The sequence below is a fragment of the Diaphorobacter limosus genome (assembly GCF_033100095.1).
In the GTDB taxonomy this organism is placed as follows: domain Bacteria; phylum Pseudomonadota; class Gammaproteobacteria; order Burkholderiales; family Burkholderiaceae_C; genus Alicycliphilus; species Alicycliphilus limosus.
Genome location: NZ_CP136921.1, coordinates 1,456,011 through 1,471,900, shown reverse-complemented (window position 1 = coordinate 1,471,900; position 15,890 = coordinate 1,456,011). Strand labels below are relative to the sequence as shown.

General features: G+C 68.2%; 14 protein-coding genes. 6 read left to right on the top strand and 8 right to left on the bottom strand.

Annotated features, from left to right (window positions below):
- Window positions 1–32 precede the first annotated feature (32 nt).
- From soxY to P4826_RS07095, 8 genes are all read right to left on the bottom strand, one after another.
- Window positions 33–494: a thiosulfate oxidation carrier protein SoxY gene (soxY, locus tag P4826_RS07130; protein WP_317703161.1), complete on the bottom strand. Its 462-nt coding sequence runs from the start codon at window positions 492–494 to the stop codon at window positions 33–35.
- A 76-nt stretch (window positions 495–570) separates the two neighbouring features.
- Complete coding sequence (locus P4826_RS07125) at window positions 571–1,644, bottom strand: c-type cytochrome (protein ID WP_317703160.1); 1,074 nt, start codon at window positions 1,642–1,644, stop codon at window positions 571–573.
- Complete coding sequence (gene soxC, locus P4826_RS07120; RefSeq protein ID WP_317703159.1) at window positions 1,628–3,007, bottom strand: sulfite dehydrogenase; 1,380 nt, start codon at window positions 3,005–3,007, stop codon at window positions 1,628–1,630. The genes P4826_RS07125 and soxC overlap by 17 nt, the downstream gene beginning before the upstream one ends.
- Window positions 3,008–3,118: 111 nt before the next feature.
- A complete protein-coding gene (locus P4826_RS07115; RefSeq protein ID WP_317703158.1) occupies window positions 3,119–3,778 on the bottom strand; it encodes an ABC transporter ATP-binding protein in 660 nt (219 codons plus the stop codon).
- Window positions 3,775–4,746, bottom strand: coding sequence for a tRNA (adenosine(37)-N6)-dimethylallyltransferase MiaA (gene miaA / locus P4826_RS07110; protein WP_317703157.1), 972 nt, complete (start codon window positions 4,744–4,746; stop codon window positions 3,775–3,777). The genes P4826_RS07115 and miaA overlap by 4 nt, the downstream gene beginning before the upstream one ends.
- On the bottom strand, window positions 4,736–5,980 hold the full coding sequence (locus tag P4826_RS07105) for a multidrug effflux MFS transporter (protein WP_317703156.1): 1,245 nt from the start codon (window positions 5,978–5,980) through the stop codon (window positions 4,736–4,738). The genes miaA and P4826_RS07105 overlap by 11 nt, the downstream gene beginning before the upstream one ends.
- 201 nt (window positions 5,981–6,181) lie before the next feature.
- Complete coding sequence (locus P4826_RS07100) at window positions 6,182–6,619, bottom strand: HIT family protein (RefSeq protein WP_317703155.1); 438 nt, start codon at window positions 6,617–6,619, stop codon at window positions 6,182–6,184.
- A gap of 92 nt (window positions 6,620–6,711) precedes the next feature.
- A complete protein-coding gene (locus P4826_RS07095; RefSeq protein WP_317703154.1) occupies window positions 6,712–7,737 on the bottom strand; it encodes a porin in 1,026 nt (341 codons plus the stop codon).
- Between the two features lie 271 nt (window positions 7,738–8,008).
- Here P4826_RS07095 and P4826_RS07090 point away from each other — a divergent pair, with 271 nt between their 5' ends.
- The 6 genes from P4826_RS07090 (at window position 8,009) to P4826_RS07065 (ending at window position 15,878) form a co-directional block, all read left to right on the top strand.
- A complete protein-coding gene (locus tag P4826_RS07090; protein WP_317703153.1) occupies window positions 8,009–8,632 on the top strand; it encodes a Crp/Fnr family transcriptional regulator in 624 nt (207 codons plus the stop codon).
- 252 nt (window positions 8,633–8,884) lie between these two features.
- Window positions 8,885–10,978, top strand: coding sequence for a sensor domain-containing diguanylate cyclase (locus P4826_RS07085; protein WP_317703152.1), 2,094 nt, complete (start codon window positions 8,885–8,887; stop codon window positions 10,976–10,978).
- A 139-nt stretch (window positions 10,979–11,117) separates the two neighbouring features.
- Window positions 11,118–12,719, top strand: a complete 1,602-nt coding sequence (locus P4826_RS07080; RefSeq protein WP_317703151.1) for an ABC transporter ATP-binding protein — start codon at window positions 11,118–11,120, stop codon at window positions 12,717–12,719.
- Window positions 12,706–13,779 carry an ABC transporter permease gene (locus P4826_RS07075; RefSeq protein WP_317703150.1) on the top strand — a complete coding sequence of 358 codons (1,074 nt, stop codon included), beginning with the start codon at window positions 12,706–12,708 and terminating at the stop codon, window positions 13,777–13,779. The genes P4826_RS07080 and P4826_RS07075 overlap by 14 nt, the downstream gene beginning before the upstream one ends.
- The gene (locus P4826_RS07070) at window positions 13,779–14,699 is read left to right on the top strand and encodes an ABC transporter permease (protein ID WP_317703149.1); all 921 of its coding nucleotides are present in this window, start codon (window positions 13,779–13,781) and stop codon (window positions 14,697–14,699) included. The genes P4826_RS07075 and P4826_RS07070 overlap by 1 nt, the downstream gene beginning before the upstream one ends.
- 24 nt (window positions 14,700–14,723) lie before the next feature.
- Complete coding sequence (locus P4826_RS07065) at window positions 14,724–15,878, top strand: BMP family ABC transporter substrate-binding protein (RefSeq protein ID WP_317703148.1); 1,155 nt, start codon at window positions 14,724–14,726, stop codon at window positions 15,876–15,878.
- The last annotated feature ends 12 nt before the right edge of the window (window positions 15,879–15,890 follow it).

The following is a 15,890-nucleotide window of genomic DNA, read 5'->3' as shown; positions in this document are numbered from 1 at the left end:
GATAGGGGTGCTGGTGCTAGTGCTGGTGCTGGTCAGCCGCCGCAACCACCCAGGGTGACCTTCACTTCCTTCTTGGCAAAGTGCGCCTTGCCGTCGCCGGTGATGGCCACCGCGTACACGTCGGACGATTCCCCCATCTTGGCGCGCGTGGCAAAGCTGGCCTCCAGCTCGGGGCCCATGTTGAACACGGCCACCAGGGCGTTCGGGTTCTTCTCGACCAGCAGCACCAGCTGCTTGATGCCCGGCAGCGTGCTGGCCACGGCCAGTGGCACCACGGCGCCGTTTTCGGCGATGTCCGGTGCCGTGAGGGTCACGGCGCTGCTGGCTTCAGGAGCGCCGTTGGCGCCCAGGGCCTTGAGCGCGTCCGCCAGGCTCTTGGCGTCGAATGCGGCCTTGTTGAAGGCCAGCGCATATTGCGGGAACAGCCCCGTTCCCGCCAACAGGCCGGCAACGACGGCGCTGTGCTTGAGGACTTGCCTGCGTGTGGTTTGCATGAAGAGGTACTCCTTGGATTGAAGCGAACGCGGATTTGCGTGTGGTGATGGAATGTGTGTCAACGCCCGCGGCCTGTCACTTGCCGGCGCCACCGGCCAGCCAGGCGGCAATGGCCCCGGTGTCATCCTGTGGCAGGGTTTGCGGCGGCATGGGGATTTCGCCCCAGAGGCCGGAGCCGCCGGACTTGATCTTCTCTGCCAGGTAGTCGGCCTTGCCGCCATGTTTCTTGGCGATGTCGGCAAAGCTCGGGCCGACCAGCTTGCCCTCCATGTTGTGGCAGGCGGTGCAGGCGTGCTTGTGGGTGAGCGCGATGGCGGCGGCATTGGGGCTGTTGTGGCTGGCCGGGCCCACCACCTTCACCGGGCCGGCGGCGTCGCCCAGCCAGCCCTCGGGCCGGGTGGTGTCGGAGCCGCGCTGCGCGCCCACGGTGCGGTTTTGCTCGCGCAGATTGCCGTGGTTGTTGCGCGCATGCTCGGGCAGCACCGACGTGACCACGGGCTCGGGGCCGCAGTTGCTCATGCAGGCCTTGGCCTGTATGTCGGGTTGGGTCGCCAGGCCGGGCATGTCCTTGCCGGGCCACAGGGCGTGGGCCAGGGTCATGCCGTTGCGGTTGGGCATTTTTTGCTGCACTTCGGCGATGTTGTCGTTGGACAGCGTGAAGCTGTCGGGGACGACATGAGCCAGGTTGAGCAGAAAGGCAGTGACGGCGTAGACCTCGTCGGGCTTGAGTGACTTGGGCTTGTCCCAGGGCATGGCGCGGTGGATGTAGTCCCACAGCGTGGAAACCGTGGGCACCTTCATCAGCGTGGTGCGGCCGGGGTAGTCGGTGCGCCGCAGGGTGGCGACGCGGCCGGTCTTCACGTCATCGGCGGTGGTGCCGCCCACGAGCGGCATGAAGACCGAGTTGGACTCGCCAAAAAAGCCATGGCAGCTGGCGCAGCGCTCCTCCCAGATATCCTGACCCTGGGCCACCGTGCCCTTGCCGGGTGGCAGGCCTTTGAAGTCGGGGCGCACGTCGATGTCCCAGGCGGCCACCTCCTTGGGGGTGGCGGCGCGGCCGATGCCGGGGAACTTGTCCTGCGCCAGGGCCGGCAGGGCGACGCCCGCGGCCAGCAGCGCGGCGGCGAGGGTGTCACGCAATCTGAACATTTTTCACCTCGCCGTTTTCCTGCACCAACCAGGACTGGATGGCGTTGTTGTGATAGATGGAGCGTGTGCCGCGCACCGCGCGCAACTGCTTGTAGCTGGGCTGCACATAGCCCGTCTCGTCCATGGCCCGGCTTTGCACGATGGTGGGCTTGCCGTCCCAGACCCAGTCCAGGTTGAAGCGCGTCAGGCATTTGTCGAGCACCGGCGTCTCCAGCCGCGCCGTGCGCCAGTTGCGCCCGCCATCGACGGACACGTCCACGCGCTTGACCTTGCCGCGCCCTGACCAGGCCAGGCCGGTGATGTTGTAGAAGCCTTTGTCCAGCAGCACCTGGCCGCCCGAGGGGGTGGTGATGACGCTCTTGCACTCCTGGATACTGGTGTACTGGCGGTGCTGGCCGTCGGGCATCAGGTCGATGTAGTGGATGGCCTCGTCCTTGCTGGCCCAGGGCTGGTCGCCCAGCTCGATGCGGCGCAGGTACTTCACCCAGCTCACGCCCTGCACGCCCGGCACCACCAGGCGCAGGGGGTAGCCGTTTTCGGGGCGCAGCATCTCGCCGTTCTGGCCATAGGCCACCAGCACCTGGCCGCTGGTGACCAGGCTCATGGGGATGGTGCGCGTCATCGACGAGCCGTCCGCCCCTTCGGCCAGCACGAACTTGGCCGCTTTCAGGTCGGCGCCGGCATGTTCGAGTAGCGTGATCAGCGGCACGCCGGTGAATTCGCTGCACGACAGCATGCCGTGCGTGTACTGGCAGGTGGGCACGGCCACGTTGCCCCAGTCCACGGCGGTATTGGCGCCGCATTCGATGAAGTGAAAGCGCGACACGCTGGGCAGGCGCATGATCTCGTCCATGGTGAAGACCTTGGAGGTCTTGACCATGCCGTTGATCATCAGCCGGTGCTGGGCGGGATCGACGTCCCACCAGCCCTGGTGGTGGCGCTCGAAGTGCAGGCCGCTGGGCGTGACGATGCCAAACAGCGACTGCAGCGGCGCAAACGACACCGAGGCCTGGTTGGTCTGCGTCAGCCCCGGGCTCTGGCGGCGCTGTACATTGCCCTCGTACTGCGAGGGGCGGCCGTAGCCATCGGTGGCCACGGGCTGGCCCAGGCCGGTGCTGTGCACGGGCAGGTTCAGGATGGCGGGGTCACCATCGCCCGTGTCCCTGGCTTGCGCGGCCGCATGGCTGGCGGCGCTGCCCGCCATGGCGGCGGCAAAGGCGCTGCGGATGAAGTTGCGGCGCCCCTGCCTGCCCTCGGCGAACACGGTGCGCACGCCCGTGGCGTCAAGAAAATGCTCGGGTGCCTTGCGCAGCCGCCCGCGCTCTTGGCTGGCGGGTGCGGGCTGGGCCTGTATCTGGGCCATGGGGTTGTCCCTCCATATATTAGCGACCGCTGATGTTATCTACTATTGCGGTAGCGCAACCCAGGGTTTATGCGGTCGATGTAGCCAACCAGGTCATGGATTTCCCTGGATTCAGCGTATTCCCTGGGCCGTCAGCTGCAGCACGCGGGCGGCGCGCGCCGCTGCCGCGGCCGAGTGGGTGACCAGCACCAGCGCTGCACCATGCTCCCGGGTCTGGGCCAGCAGCAGATCCATGATGCGTGCCGCCGTGCCGGGGTCGAGGTTGCCGGTGGGCTCGTCGGCCAGCAGCAGGGCGGGGCGGTGCACCAGCGCGCGGGCAATGGCCACGCGCTGCAGCTGGCCGCCGCTGAGCTGGTGCGGCAGCCGGTCGCCCAGGCCGTCCAGCCCCACGGCGGCCAGCATCTGCCCGACGCGCGCGGCATCGGGGCGGCCCTGCAGCAGCAGCGGCAGGCCGACGTTCTGCGCCACGTCCAGGTGCGGCAGCACATGGAAGGCCTGGAACACAAAGCCCACATGGCTGCGCCGCCACAGTGCGCGCTGGGTATCGTCCAGCCTGCCCAGATCGACGCCCTGGTGCAGCACCTGGCCCGCGTCCCAGCGGTCCAGCCCCGCCAGGCAGTTGAGCAGCGTGGACTTGCCCACGCCCGAGTCACCGACGATGGCGACGAACTCACCCGCGTGCACCTCCAGGTGGACGTTCTCGAAGACGCTCTGCGCGCCGTAGCGCCGGGCCAGGCCGCGCACCTGCAGCAGTGGCGCGGCGCCGGTCATGCGCCGGTGCCGAGCACATGCGCGCAGACGGCGCGCACCAGTTGTGCGCCGGCGTCGGGCGCGTCACAGGCGATGGTGTGGCGCCCCGGCATGCCGCGCAGCCAGGTGATCTGGCGCTTGGCCAGCTGGCGCGTGGCGGCAATGCCGCGTTCGGGCAGGCTGGCCATGGGGTGCAGACCGTCCAGCGACTCCCAGGCCTGGCGATAGCCCACGCAGCGCATGCTGGGCAGGTCGGGGTGCAGGTCGCCGCGCGCGCGCAGGCGCAGCACCTCGTCGAGAAAGCCCGCCGCCAGCATGGCGTGAAAGCGCTGGGCGATGCGCTCGTGCAGCCAGGTGCGGTTCTCTGGCTCCAAGGAAAAAAGGCTTGTAGCGCTTATGGGGCGGGCGTTAGCAGCTTCTGTTTTGATAGTGTGAAAGCTCGACAGCGGCCGGCCCGAGACATGCCAGACCTCCAGCGCGCGCTGTATGCGCTGGCTGTCGCCGGGCGCCAGGCGTGCGGCCGTCTGCGGATCGACGCGCGCCAGCTCGGCGTGCATGCCGGCCCAGCCTATGGCTGCGGCCTGCTGTTCCAGGCGCGCGCGCACGGCGGGGTCGGCGGCCGGCATGTCGTCCAGGCCATCCAGCAAGGCCTTGAAGTACAGCATGGTGCCGCCCACCAGCAGCGGCAGGGCGCCGCGCGCGTGGATCTCGGTGATCAGCCGCGTGGCGTCGCGCACGAACTCGGCCGCACTGTAGGCCTGCAGGGGGTCGCGGATGTCGATCAGGTGGTGCGGCACGCGGGCCAGCTCATCGCGCGTGGGCTTGGCCGTGCCGATGTCCATGCCGCAATACACCAGGGCCGAATCGACGCTGATGATCTCCACCGGCAGCCGTGGCGCCAGCGCCTCGGCAATGGCGAAGGCCGCCGCCGTCTTGCCCGAGGCCGTGGGGCCGGCCAGGGCGATGGCGGGGATGGGGTTACGGGGCATGGGCGCTCTCCTGCGGGGCGTGGCGCTGCACCAGCGTCCAGGCAATGGCAGCCAGCAGCAGCGACCACAGGGCCACGCCCTGCACCAGCGGCCAGACGGTTCCGTCCAGCGCGCCGCCCAGCCAGCGGCCAATGGCAAAGGCCGCCAGCATCATCATGAAGCCATTGAGCGCCGATGCCACGCCAGCCGCCTGCGGAAACGGCCCCACTGCGCCCGATTGCCCGCAGGGCTGGTGGATGCCATGGCCCAGCATGAACAGGTAGAACGGCGGCAGCAGCGCCGCCACGCTGTGCCAGCCCAGGGCGGCGGCCAGCAGCATCAGCAGCCCGCCGCTGGCGCTCAACAACCCGGCAATGGCCACCGTGCGCTTCAGGCCATGGCGCGCCAGCAGGCGCCGGCACAGCAGCGTGCCCAGCAGGTAGGCCGCGGCGGTGGACAGCAGCGTCAGCCCGTACTGCGTGCGCGAGCTGCCCAGCACGTCCAGGTACACGAAGGACGAGGCCGCCAGAAAGGTGAACAGCCCGCCATAGCTGGCCGTGGTCAGCAGCGAGAAGGCCCAGAACGTGGGCGTGCGCAGCACCAGTGCCCAGGTGCGCACCAGCGTCGCCGGGTGCAGCGCCCGTGGGTTGCGCTGGCCCAGCGTCTCGGGCAGGCGCAGGGCCACCAGGGCCAGCGTGGCCACGGCATAGGCGGTGAGCACTAGCAGCGCCGCGCGCCAGCCCAGCCATTCGGTCAACAGGCCGCCCAGCGGGGCGCACAGGCAGGCGATCAGCCCCAACCCGGTGAGCGCTTTGGACATGGCGCGCGCCCCCGCCAGCGGCGTGTACAGGTCGCGCACGATGGCGCGCGCACACATCACCACCGCGCCCATGGCCAGGCCCTGGGCCGTGCGCCAGGCCACCAGCAGATCCATGGACGGCGCCAGCACCGCACCCACCGAGGCCAGCGTGTACAGCCCCAGCCCGGCGAGCAGCACCGGCCGGCGGCCAAAGCGATCCGACAGCGGTCCCCAGGCCAGCTGCGAGCAGCCAAAGGCCAGCAGCAGCGCCGACAGCGTGAGCTGGCCTGCGGCCACGTCCGCACCCAGGCCGCGCGTGAGCGCGGGCAGGGCGGGCAGGTACAGGTCGGTGGTGACGGGCTGGATGCTCAGCAGCAGGGCCAGCACCACGATGGCCAGGCCAGCGGGCACGGCCGGTGCCTGCTGCGCTCCTATGGCTGCGGACGGGACGGACATGATGCGCGCGAGGGTAGCAGAGTCTGATCGGCCGTGCAGGGCGTGCCAATACGATCAAAAATGGCTGCAGCGCACTGTAGTTAAGCGCAAACAGCTATTAATAATATAGTATGAATGGGCGCTGAAGAGGCGCTGTTCAGGGGGTGCAAGCTGCGGTGGGGCGTGCCGCGCGGCGGCTTTGCCACCGCTGGCGCACCGGGTTCACAGCGCCGCGCGCAGGCGTTCGGCGTAGCCGGCCAGCGTCTGGGCCGGCGGCTCCTGGCGCGGCCAGGTCAGGCCCAGGCCATCGCCCTCGTGGCGCGGCACCACATGCATGTGAAAGTGGGCCACGGTCTGCCAGCCCAGTATGCCATTGGCCTGCAGCAGGGTCAGGCCCGGCGGGTCGAAGCTGGCCTGTATGGCGCGCGCCACGCGGTGCGCGGTCTGCATCACGGCGGCGGCCTCTTCGGGTGTGGCGTCCAGCAGCGTGGCCGCGTGACGCCGGGTGGCCACGAGCACATGGCCCGGTGTGACCTGGCCGATGTCCATGAAGGCGATGGTCAGCGCGTCCTCGTACACCTTGGCGGCGGGGATGCTGCCCTGCACCAGTCGGCAAAAGATGCACTGGCCGGGTGGTGAGGTATCGACAAACATGGGCATGGGGGGCTTCTCCGTCTTCGTGTGGTCAGGGGCAAAAACAAGGGGCACGCGGCCATCAGCCAGCGTGCCCCGTGCGCGAGAGCTTAAACCGATCAGAAGCGGTGGCGTATGCCCACGCCGAAGCTGTTGCCTGTCGGTTGGCTGGTGATGCGGTCGTTCATGAACATGGCGTACACGTCGGTGCGCTTGGACAGGTAGTAGTCGTAGCCCACGGTCAAGGTCTTGCGATCCAGGTTGGAGGCCGACAGCTCGGTCTTGGCCCAGGACGCCAGCAGGCTGCCGCCGCCCAGCGGTGCGGATGCGCCAAGCTGCAGCGTCTTGGCCTTGTCCGGGCTGTTGTCGGCCTTGGTCTGGCCATAGCTCAGGTAGGGCTTGACCGCCTTGAAGTCATAGGCGGCGGCCAGCATCCAGTCCTTCTTGGTCGTGCCCAGGTAGGTGTTGGGAACCGCGGGGTTGCTGATCTGGTCGCGTTCGTAATAGCCCGTCACCGTCAGGGGGCCGCCAAAGTAGAAGAAGTTGGCGCCAATGTTCTTCTTGCCGTTGTCGCCCGGCTGCTCGCCAAACTGGTATTGCAGGTTGGCCTTGAAGCCGCCGATGTTGGGCGTGCTGTAGACGATCTGGTTGCTCCAGCCGGTGTCGGACGGCGTGGTGGCCTTCCAGTTCGAGGCGTTGAACAGCGGCACGTTCTTGTGCAGGATCAGTGGTGAGAACTCGAACGAGTCGCCCAGCGGATTGCCGATGACCGAGGGCAGGAAGTTGGGCGCCATCCAGCGGCCCAGCAGCACCGAGCCAAAACCGCCCGACAGGCTGACGTTGGCGTCGCGCGAGAAAAAGGTGTCCTTCGGAAAGCGCCCCTGGGTACCGTCATCGACCTGGATGAACGAGGTCAGCTGGAAGCTGGCCTTGAGGCCGCCGCCCAGGTCTTCCGTGCCCTTGAAGCCGAACCACGAGGTGGTCATGCCGCCGCTGTCGACGACCGACTTGCGCTTGGCGTCGCCGGCCATCTTCATGGAGCCGGCATACACATCCATCAGGCCGGTGACCTGGACGGAGGATTGGGCGTGGGCGCCGGCGGCGCACAGCGCGGCGGTGGCAAGGGCAATCAGCTTGTGGTTCATGGGTTTGTCTCCGGTGGGGCCTGGCATGGCTGGGTGCCTGCAGGCGATCCTGTGGGGGGTGTTGCACGGCGCCGGGCCTGGCGCAAGCGTGTCAGCGCGCCATTTTGGTGACGCGCCATCCATGTCGCCAGTTTTTTCGGCCGTACGGGTGCAGAGTGTTGCGTGTATACAAAAATAGCATGCAAAGAGCCGCATATTGTTGACGGCCGTGCTAACCCACTATTGATATTCCTCAAAGTGCAAAAGTGGGTACGCCGGCACAGTGGCGCCTATGTTCCCCATTCCGTCCTCAGACCAGTCCGTGCAGATCGAGGTGGCCACCGCGGGCGAAGTGCTGCGTCAGCGCCACCAGCAACCCGCCTCCGTGCTCTACCTGGACAGTGGCCGAGTGCTGCTGGGCGTGCGCGAGGACGGCGTGTTGCGCCACCAGCTCGGCGTGATCGAAGGGCCGTTCTGGCTCGACGCCGCCACGGCCCTGCTGGACCAGCCCTGCGCCGTGGACATGGTGGCCGACACGCGCGTGCAGTTGCGCCGCGTGCCGCTGGAGGACTTCAAGCGCAGCTTTGACGATCTGCCCGAGCCGGCGCAGGCCCTGCTGCGCGACATGGCCACCGGCTATTGCCAGCAAACCGAGCTGGCCGTCAGCCGCCTGGCGCAGGACGCCGAGGCGCGCTGCGCCCAATGGTTGCTGCGCCACGCGCACAACGCCGAGGATGGCGGCCTGCGCGTCACCCTGCACCAGCGCAAGCGTCTGATCGCCGCGCAACTGGGCATCGCGCCCGAGACCCTGTCGCGTGTGCTGCGCCACCTGCGCGAGCATGGCTTGATCACCGGCACCGGCAATGTACTGAACCTGCCGCAGCCACGCGCGCTGCAGATGGTGGCGGGGTTTTAACCACCCCTGTCTTGCTTTCAGCAGGCAAAAGCGCTGAAACCCGGCGGTTTCAGCGCTTTTTGCATCTATTTGTTTCAAATATGACGTGCATTTGCCGCGTGTCAGGGTTTTCATCCGTGGCTCACAGGGTTCCACCCAAGCCGGGCCATGGAGGCGCTGCGTATATTGGCCCGAGGTCATTTTCTCGCCCGCCCATATGCAGCGCTTCACCTTCCATCTGCTTGCCACAGGCGCTTCAAAAGCGGAGTGGGTATGAACTTGCCTGCGCATCAACCCGCGGCGTGGGAGCCGGAGGCTGAGGAATCGACGGCCTCGGGCTGGTTCCCCGGGCCGCTGGTGCGCAAGCTGCTTCTGGTGGCGCTGGCCGCCATTGCACTGTCTGGCTCGCTTGCTGCCTGGTGGGTCTCGCATGCCATGGGCCAGGAGGCCATGGACAGGCTGGTGAGCCAGCAGAACGACGAGGTGGAGTTGGTCGCGCGCCTGCTGGCGAGCAAGATCGAGCAGAGCCAGAAGGTGCTGTCCACCGTGGCCGAGGGCATCACGCCGGAGATACTTGAATCGCCCGCGTCGCTGGGCTGGCTGCTGCAGCAGGGCCTGCCGGCGGTGCGCTTCTTCGATGCCATCCAGGTGGCGCGCAAGGACGGCACCCTGAGCGTGAATCTGCGCTATGGCCGGCTGGCCAAGGCCTCGGATCTCGACCCCACCGAGCGCGACTACCTGGTGCGCACCCTGGTCAACGGCAAGCCGCTGGTGTCGGGCCTGATCGGCAATAGCCCGACCGATGCGCGTGTGATGTTCACCATGCCGCTGCTGCGCGGCGAGGGGCGGGTCATGGGCGTCGTGTCGGGCGTGCTGCGGCTGCAGTCGCAGGGCTTGCTGCCGCATTCGCTGTCGTTGCCGGAACGCAGCGATTCACGGCTGGTCATTTTCACGCGCGACGGGGTCATCCTGTCGCACCCGAATCTGGAGCGTGTGCTGGGCCAGGTGAGCGATGAGCCCGGCCTGGCCCAGGCCTATGCCGATTGGCGCGCTGCCGGGCAAACATTCGCGGGTGGCGCGGCCGCGCAGCCGCAGGCCGATCATGTGGTCAGCCTGGCCGGCGTGCCCATGCCGCAGTGGATGGTGGCGCGGGTCAGCGACGCCCAGTCCATGTTGGCGCCGTTGCAGCAGGCCCAGCGCCGCGCCTGGGGGCAGGTGGCGGTGGCCGCGGGCGGCGTCTGCCTGCTGGCCACGCTGTTCATGCTGTGGCTGGCGCGGCCGTTGACGCTGCTGCGCCTGCGCGTACGGGCGGCGCTGGAGGCCGACGAGCGCTCGGCCTCGACCGCCGAGGGGGCTGACGAACCCTGGCCCCGCTCCAGCGGTGAAGTGGACGATGTGGTGCGCGTGTGCACCCGGTTGCTGGAGGGCCGGCGCAAGTCCCAGCGCGGCGCGGACACCCTGGTGCGCCAGCTGCAGGCGGTGCTTGAGCATGTGCCGCTGGGCATTGCGGTCACGCGTGCCGAGCAGGTGGAGGTGGTGAGCCAGCAGGTTTGCCGCCTGCTGGGTCATGCGCCACAGGAGTTGCAGGGGCGCAACCTGATCGACCTGCTGGCCCCGCATGAGGATGGGCTGGATACGGCCCAGCAGGTGCATGAGGCGTTTGCCGCGCATGGCGCGTTTGACGGTGAACTGCCCCTGCTGCGCAAGGACGGCAGCGTCTTGTGGGGCCATGTGCGAGGCCAGCTGGTGCAGCCCGGCGAGCCCGGGCGCGGCGTGGTCTGGACCGTGCAGGATTGCACCGCCGAGCGTGAGGCGCGCGCGCAGCAGGCCTGGGAGAGCAGCCACGATGCGCTGACCCAGCTGCTCGACCATGGCGAGTTCGAGCGCCGCCTTCGGGTGCTGCTGGCCGAGCGGGCCCAGCGCGCGGCGCAACCGGGCGCGCTGGCGCCGGAGCAGGGCGTGCTGCTGTTCATGGACGTGGATCATTTCACCGTGGTCAATGATCTGGCGGGCCGGGCCGTGGCTGACGATGTGCTGCGCCGCCTGGCACGCCTGCTGGAGGCCGAGGTCCAGCGCAGTGGCTGGGCGGCGCGCCTGGGTGGTGATGAATTCGCCGTGCTGCTGCCCGCCAGCAGCCTGGCCAATGGCCAGGCCGTGGCCGAGCGTTTGCGTGCCACGGTGCGGGCCTGGGAGCCCGCCTACCAGGGGCGCAGCTTCACGCTGGGCCTGAGCATAGGCCTGGTGCCGCTGGCGCCGGGGCTGCGCGACGCGGCCGCCGTGCTGCACGCGGCCGACATGGCCTGCTACGAGGCCCAGTGTGCCGGGCGCAACCGCGTCCACCTGGGAGCGGTGCGCGTTCGCGCGTGATGCACGATGCTGCGGCGCGGGGGGGCTGTGCCGGAGCGTTGATACTATTAAATAAATAGCTATCAGCACGCATTGGGGAAGCGCTATATGCCTTTTTCATTCAAAATCGCAAGACAAAAAACTAGGAGACAATCTCGGCATGAATCCACCCCCCCAATCTGATGCCGCCGCCATGCCCACGCGGGCGGCGCCGCGGCTGCAGTTGGCGGGCATCACCAAGCGCTACCCGGCCGTGCTGGCCAACGACGCCATATCGCTCACCGTGCAGCCCGGCGAGGTGCATGCCGTGCTGGGCGAGAACGGCGCCGGCAAGTCCACCTTGATGAAGATCATCTACGGCGCCGTCAAGCCCGACGCCGGGCAGATGCTGTTCGACGGCCGGCCCGTGCAGGTGAAGAACCCACAGGAGGCGCGCCAGCTCGGCATTGCCATGGTGTTCCAGCATTTCAGCCTGTTCGACACCCTGACCGTGGCCGAGAACGTCTGGCTGGGCCAGGACAGGCGCCTGCCACTGGCCGAGGTGGCGCGCCGCATCAGCGCCACGGCGGCCGAGTACGGGCTGGACATTGACCCGCAGCGGCCCGTGCACACCCTCTCGGTGGGCGAGATGCAGCGCGTGGAGATCATCCGTGCGCTGCTCACCGCGCCCAGGCTGCTGATCCTGGACGAGCCCACTTCGGTGCTCACGCCGCAGGCCGTGGACAAGCTCTTCGTGGTGCTGAGAAAGCTGGCCAGCGAGGGCTGCTCCATCCTCTACATCAGCCACAAGCTGCACGAGATCCGCGAGCTGTGCAGCGCCTGCACGGTGATGCGCGCGGGCCGGGTGACGGGCGTGTGCAACCCGGCGCAGGAGTCCAACGCCTCGCTGTCGCGCCTGATGATTGGCGCCGAGCCGCCACGGCTGACGCACCGCGCGCTGAGCGCGGGCGAAGTGGTGCTGCACACGCGCAACCTGAGCTTGCCGGCCACCGACCCGTTTGGCGTGCCGCTGCTGGCCATCGACCTGGATGTGCGCGCCGGCGAGGTGGTGGGCATTGCCGGCATCTCGGGCAACGGGCAGAAGGAGCTGCTCTACGCGCTGTCGGGCGAAGACCAGCGCGCGCAACCGGCCATGGTGCAACTGGCGGGCAAGAACGCCGGCCGCCTGAGCCCGCGGCGCCGGCGCGCCCTGGGCCTGCACTTCGTGCCCGAGGAGCGCCTGGGCCGTGGCGCCGTGCCCAGCATGAGCCTGGCGCACAACCTGCTGCTCACGCGCGGCAACGCGGTGGGCCGGGGCGGCTGGCTGCGCATGGGGCAGCTGCAGCACCAGGCGCGCGCCATCATCGAGCGCTTCCATGTCAAGGCCGGTGGGCCGAATGCGCCGGCCCAGTCGCTGTCGGGCGGCAACCTGCAGAAGTTCATCGTCGGCCGCGAGATCGACGCCGCGCCCAGGCTGCTCATCGTCAGCCAGCCCACCTGGGGCGTGGACGTGGGCGCGGCGGCGCAGATCCGTGGCGAAATACTGCAGCTGCGCGACAAGGGCTGCGCGGTGCTGGTCATCAGCGAGGAGTTGGACGAATTGTTCGAGATCTGTGACCGCCTGCATGTGCTGGCCAAGGGGCGGCTGTCGCCCAGCGTGCCGCGTGCCGAGGCGACGGTGGCGCGCATAGGCGAATGGATGAGCGGCCTGTGGCATGCCGATGTGCAGCAGCACCTGGGCGCTGGCGGCGCAGATCAGGGGGGCGGCCATGCTCAAGCTTGAGGCGCGGCCCCAGGCCTCGCGCCTGTGGGCCTATGGCTCGCCGTTGCTGGCGCTGGCGATCACGGTGCTGATCGGCGTGGCGCTGTTCGCCGCGCTGGGCAAGGACCCGCTGCGCGGCCTACAGGTGTTCTTCTGGGAGCCCATCAAGTCGCCCTATGCGCTGGGCGAGCTGGCGCTGAAGGCCACGCCGCTGCTGCTCATAGCCCTGGGTCTGGCGGTGTGCTTTCGCTCCAATGTCTGGAACATCGGTGCCGAGGGGCAGTTCGTCATCGGCGCCGTGGCCGCCGGGGGCGTGGCGCTGCTGGCCGACAAGGGCACGGGGCCGTGGATCGTGCCGGCCATCCTGGTGGCGGGCGTGCTTGGCGGCATGGCCTGGGCGGGCATCACGGCGCTCTTGCGCGACCGCTTCAATGCCAACGAAATTCTGGTCAGCCTGATGCTGGTCTATGTGGCCACGCTGCTGCTCGGCTACCTGGTCTATGGGCCGTGGAAGGACCCGATGGGCTACAACTTTCCGCAGACCAAGATGTTCGAGCGCGTGACGCAGATGCCCAAGCTGTTTGCCGGCTCGCGCGTGACCATCGGCCTGCCGCTGGCGCTCATCGGCGTGGCGCTGCTGTGGGCCTTTCTGTTTCGCACGCGCGCCGGCTTTGCGCTGCAGGTGGGCGGGCTGGCGCCGGCGGCGGCGCGCTACGCGGGCTTTTCGTCGCGGCGCGCGCTGTGGACGGCGCTCTTGATATCGGGCGGCACGGCCGGCCTGGCCGGCGCGCTGGATGTCGCCGGGCCGATCGGTCAGCTCACACCCTTCGTGCCGGCGGGCTACGGCTTTGCGGCCATCATCGTGGCCTTCGTGGGGCGACTGCACCCGGTGGGCATGGTGTTTTCGGCCCTGCTGATGAGCATGTTCTACATCGGCGGCGAGCTGGCGCAGTCGCGCCTGGGCCTGCCCAAATCGCTGACCGGCGTGTTCCAGGGCCTGCTGCTGTTCACGCTGCTGGCCTGCGACACGCTGATCGCCTACCGCCTGCGCTGGGTGGCAACGCAGAAGGGGCTGGCTTGATGGAATCGTACGCATTGCTGCTGGGCAGCACGCTGAGCGCCGGCACCGTGCTGGCCATTGCTGCGCTGGGTCTCTTGATCAACGAAAAAGCCGGCATCGTGAATCTGGGGGCCGAGGGCATGATGCTGTGCGCCGCCATCGCCGCCTTTGCCACCGTGGTGCATACCGGCAGCTTTGCGCTGGGCCTGCTGGCCGGCATGGCCGCGGGCGCGCTGCTGGCGGCGCTGTTTGGCTGGCTGGTGATCTGGCTGGGCACCAACCAGTACGCCACCGGGCTGGCGCTGTCGCTGTTTGGCGTGGGGTTCTCGGCCTTCGTGGGCATTGGCTACGTGCAGGCCAGGCTGCCGGATACGCCCAAGTTTGCCTGGCCCGTGCTGGGCGAGTTGCCCGTGCTGGGGCAGGCGCTGTTTCGGCTGCATCCGCTGGTGTATCTGACCATGGTGTTGGCGCTGTTCATGGTGTGGTTTCTGTTCCGCACGCGCGCCGGCCTGGTGCTGCGCTCGGTGGGTGAATCGCCCCAGTCGGCCCATGCGCTGGGCTACCCGGTGCGCCGCATACGCCTGGCCGCCGTCATGGCCGGCGGGGCGCTGTGCGGCTTGGCGGGTGCTTATGTCTCCACGGTCTATACGCCGCTGTGGGTCGAAGGCATGGTGGCTGGGCGCGGCTGGATCGCGCTGGCGCTGACCACCTTTGCCACCTGGCGGCCGGCGCGCGTGCTGCTGGGGGCCTATTTGTTTGGCGGCGTGACCATGCTGCAGTTCCACCTGCAGGCATCGGGCGTGCACGTGGCCAGCCAGCTGCTGTCCATGCTGCCCTATCTGGCCACTATCGTGGTGCTGGTGTTGATCTCGCGCAACCCGACCTGGATTCGTGCCAATATGCCGGCCTCGCTGGGCAAGGCCTTCCACCCCGGCAGCTGATTTTTTACCCCTCCGTTGACTCCCATGCAGCACCTGAACAAACGCACCCTGCTCAAAACCGCCGCCCTGTCGGCCATTGCACTGGCGGCACTGGCCGGCTGCGGCAAGAAGGAAGAGGCCGCCGCACCGGCCGCCGCTCCCGCTCCCGCCGCCGCGCCCGCGGCCGACAAGCTGAAGATCGCCTTCATGTACGTCAGCCCGATTGGCGACGGCGGCTGGACTTTCCAGCATGACCTGGGGCGCAAGGCCATCCAGGAAAAGTTCGGCGACAAGATCGAAACCTCCTTCGTCGAGAGCGTGCCCGAGAGCGCCGACGCCGAGCGCGTGATGCGTGACATGGCGGGCCAGGGCAACAAGCTGATCTTTGCCACCAGCTTTGGCTACCAGGAGTTCGTGCAAAAGGTGGCGGCCGATCTGCCGGACGTGAAGTTCGAGCACGCCACCGGCTACAAGCAGGCCGCCAACGTGGCCACCTATGACACCAAGACCTTCGAGGGTGCGTATCTCGCCGGCATCGTCGCCGGCGGTATGAGCAAGACCAAGACCGTGGGCGTGGTGGCATCCGTGCCCATCCCCGAGGTGGTGCGCAACATCAACAGCTTTGTGCTGGGCGCGCAGAGCGTCGATCCGTCGATCAAGGCCAAGGTGGTCTGGGTCAACGAATGGTTCAGCCCGCCGAAGGAGGCCGAGGCCGCCACCAGCCTGATCAACGGCGGCGTGGACGTGATGTACCAGAACACCAACTCGCCCGCGGTGCTCAAGACCGCCGAGGAGCGCGGCATGCGCGCCTTTGGCAAGGACGGCGACATGAGCGCCTTTGCGCCCAAGGCGCACCTGGGCTCGGCCGTGATCGACTGGACGCCGTACTACACCAAGGTGGTCACCGACATCCTGGGCGGCCAGTGGCAAAGCGGCAACTTCTGGTGGGGCGTGAAGGAAGGCGCCATCGACCTGCTGAAGATCGCCGACGACGTGCCCCAGGACATCAAGGACCGCGTGGCCAAGGCCCGCGCCGGCTTGAAGGACGGCAGCTTCGCCGTCTGGACCGGCCCGGTGAAGGACAACACCGGCAAGGAACTGCTGGGCGCCGGCCAGGTGGCGGACGACAAGTTCCTCACCGGCATCAATTTCTATGTGGCGGGCGTGGAGGGCAAGGTGCCCGGCACCGAAGGCAAGTAAACCCCAGCAACG

Coding starts and splice junctions, on each gene's coding strand:
- P4826_RS07105 (WP_317703156.1), bottom strand. CDS start 5,980: ATGTCCGTCCCGTCCGCAGCCATAGGAGCGCAGCAGGCACCGGCCGTG.
- P4826_RS07125 (WP_317703160.1), bottom strand. CDS start 1,644: ATGTTCAGATTGCGTGACACCCTCGCCGCCGCGCTGCTGGCCGCGGGC.
- P4826_RS07075 (WP_317703150.1), top strand. CDS start 12,706: ATGCTCAAGCTTGAGGCGCGGCCCCAGGCCTCGCGCCTGTGGGCCTAT.
- P4826_RS07080 (WP_317703151.1), top strand. CDS start 11,118: ATGAATCCACCCCCCCAATCTGATGCCGCCGCCATGCCCACGCGGGCG.
- P4826_RS07115 (WP_317703158.1), bottom strand. CDS start 3,778: ATGACCGGCGCCGCGCCACTGCTGCAGGTGCGCGGCCTGGCCCGGCGC.
- soxC (WP_317703159.1), bottom strand. CDS start 3,007: ATGGCCCAGATACAGGCCCAGCCCGCACCCGCCAGCCAAGAGCGCGGG.
- P4826_RS07090 (WP_317703153.1), top strand. CDS start 8,009: ATGTTCCCCATTCCGTCCTCAGACCAGTCCGTGCAGATCGAGGTGGCC.
- P4826_RS07065 (WP_317703148.1), top strand. CDS start 14,724: ATGCAGCACCTGAACAAACGCACCCTGCTCAAAACCGCCGCCCTGTCG.
- soxY (WP_317703161.1), bottom strand. CDS start 494: ATGCAAACCACACGCAGGCAAGTCCTCAAGCACAGCGCCGTCGTTGCC.
- P4826_RS07070 (WP_317703149.1), top strand. CDS start 13,779: ATGGAATCGTACGCATTGCTGCTGGGCAGCACGCTGAGCGCCGGCACC.
- miaA (WP_317703157.1), bottom strand. CDS start 4,746: ATGCCCCGTAACCCCATCCCCGCCATCGCCCTGGCCGGCCCCACGGCC.
- P4826_RS07095 (WP_317703154.1), bottom strand. CDS start 7,737: ATGAACCACAAGCTGATTGCCCTTGCCACCGCCGCGCTGTGCGCCGCC.
- P4826_RS07085 (WP_317703152.1), top strand. CDS start 8,885: ATGAACTTGCCTGCGCATCAACCCGCGGCGTGGGAGCCGGAGGCTGAG.
- P4826_RS07100 (WP_317703155.1), bottom strand. CDS start 6,619: ATGCCCATGTTTGTCGATACCTCACCACCCGGCCAGTGCATCTTTTGC.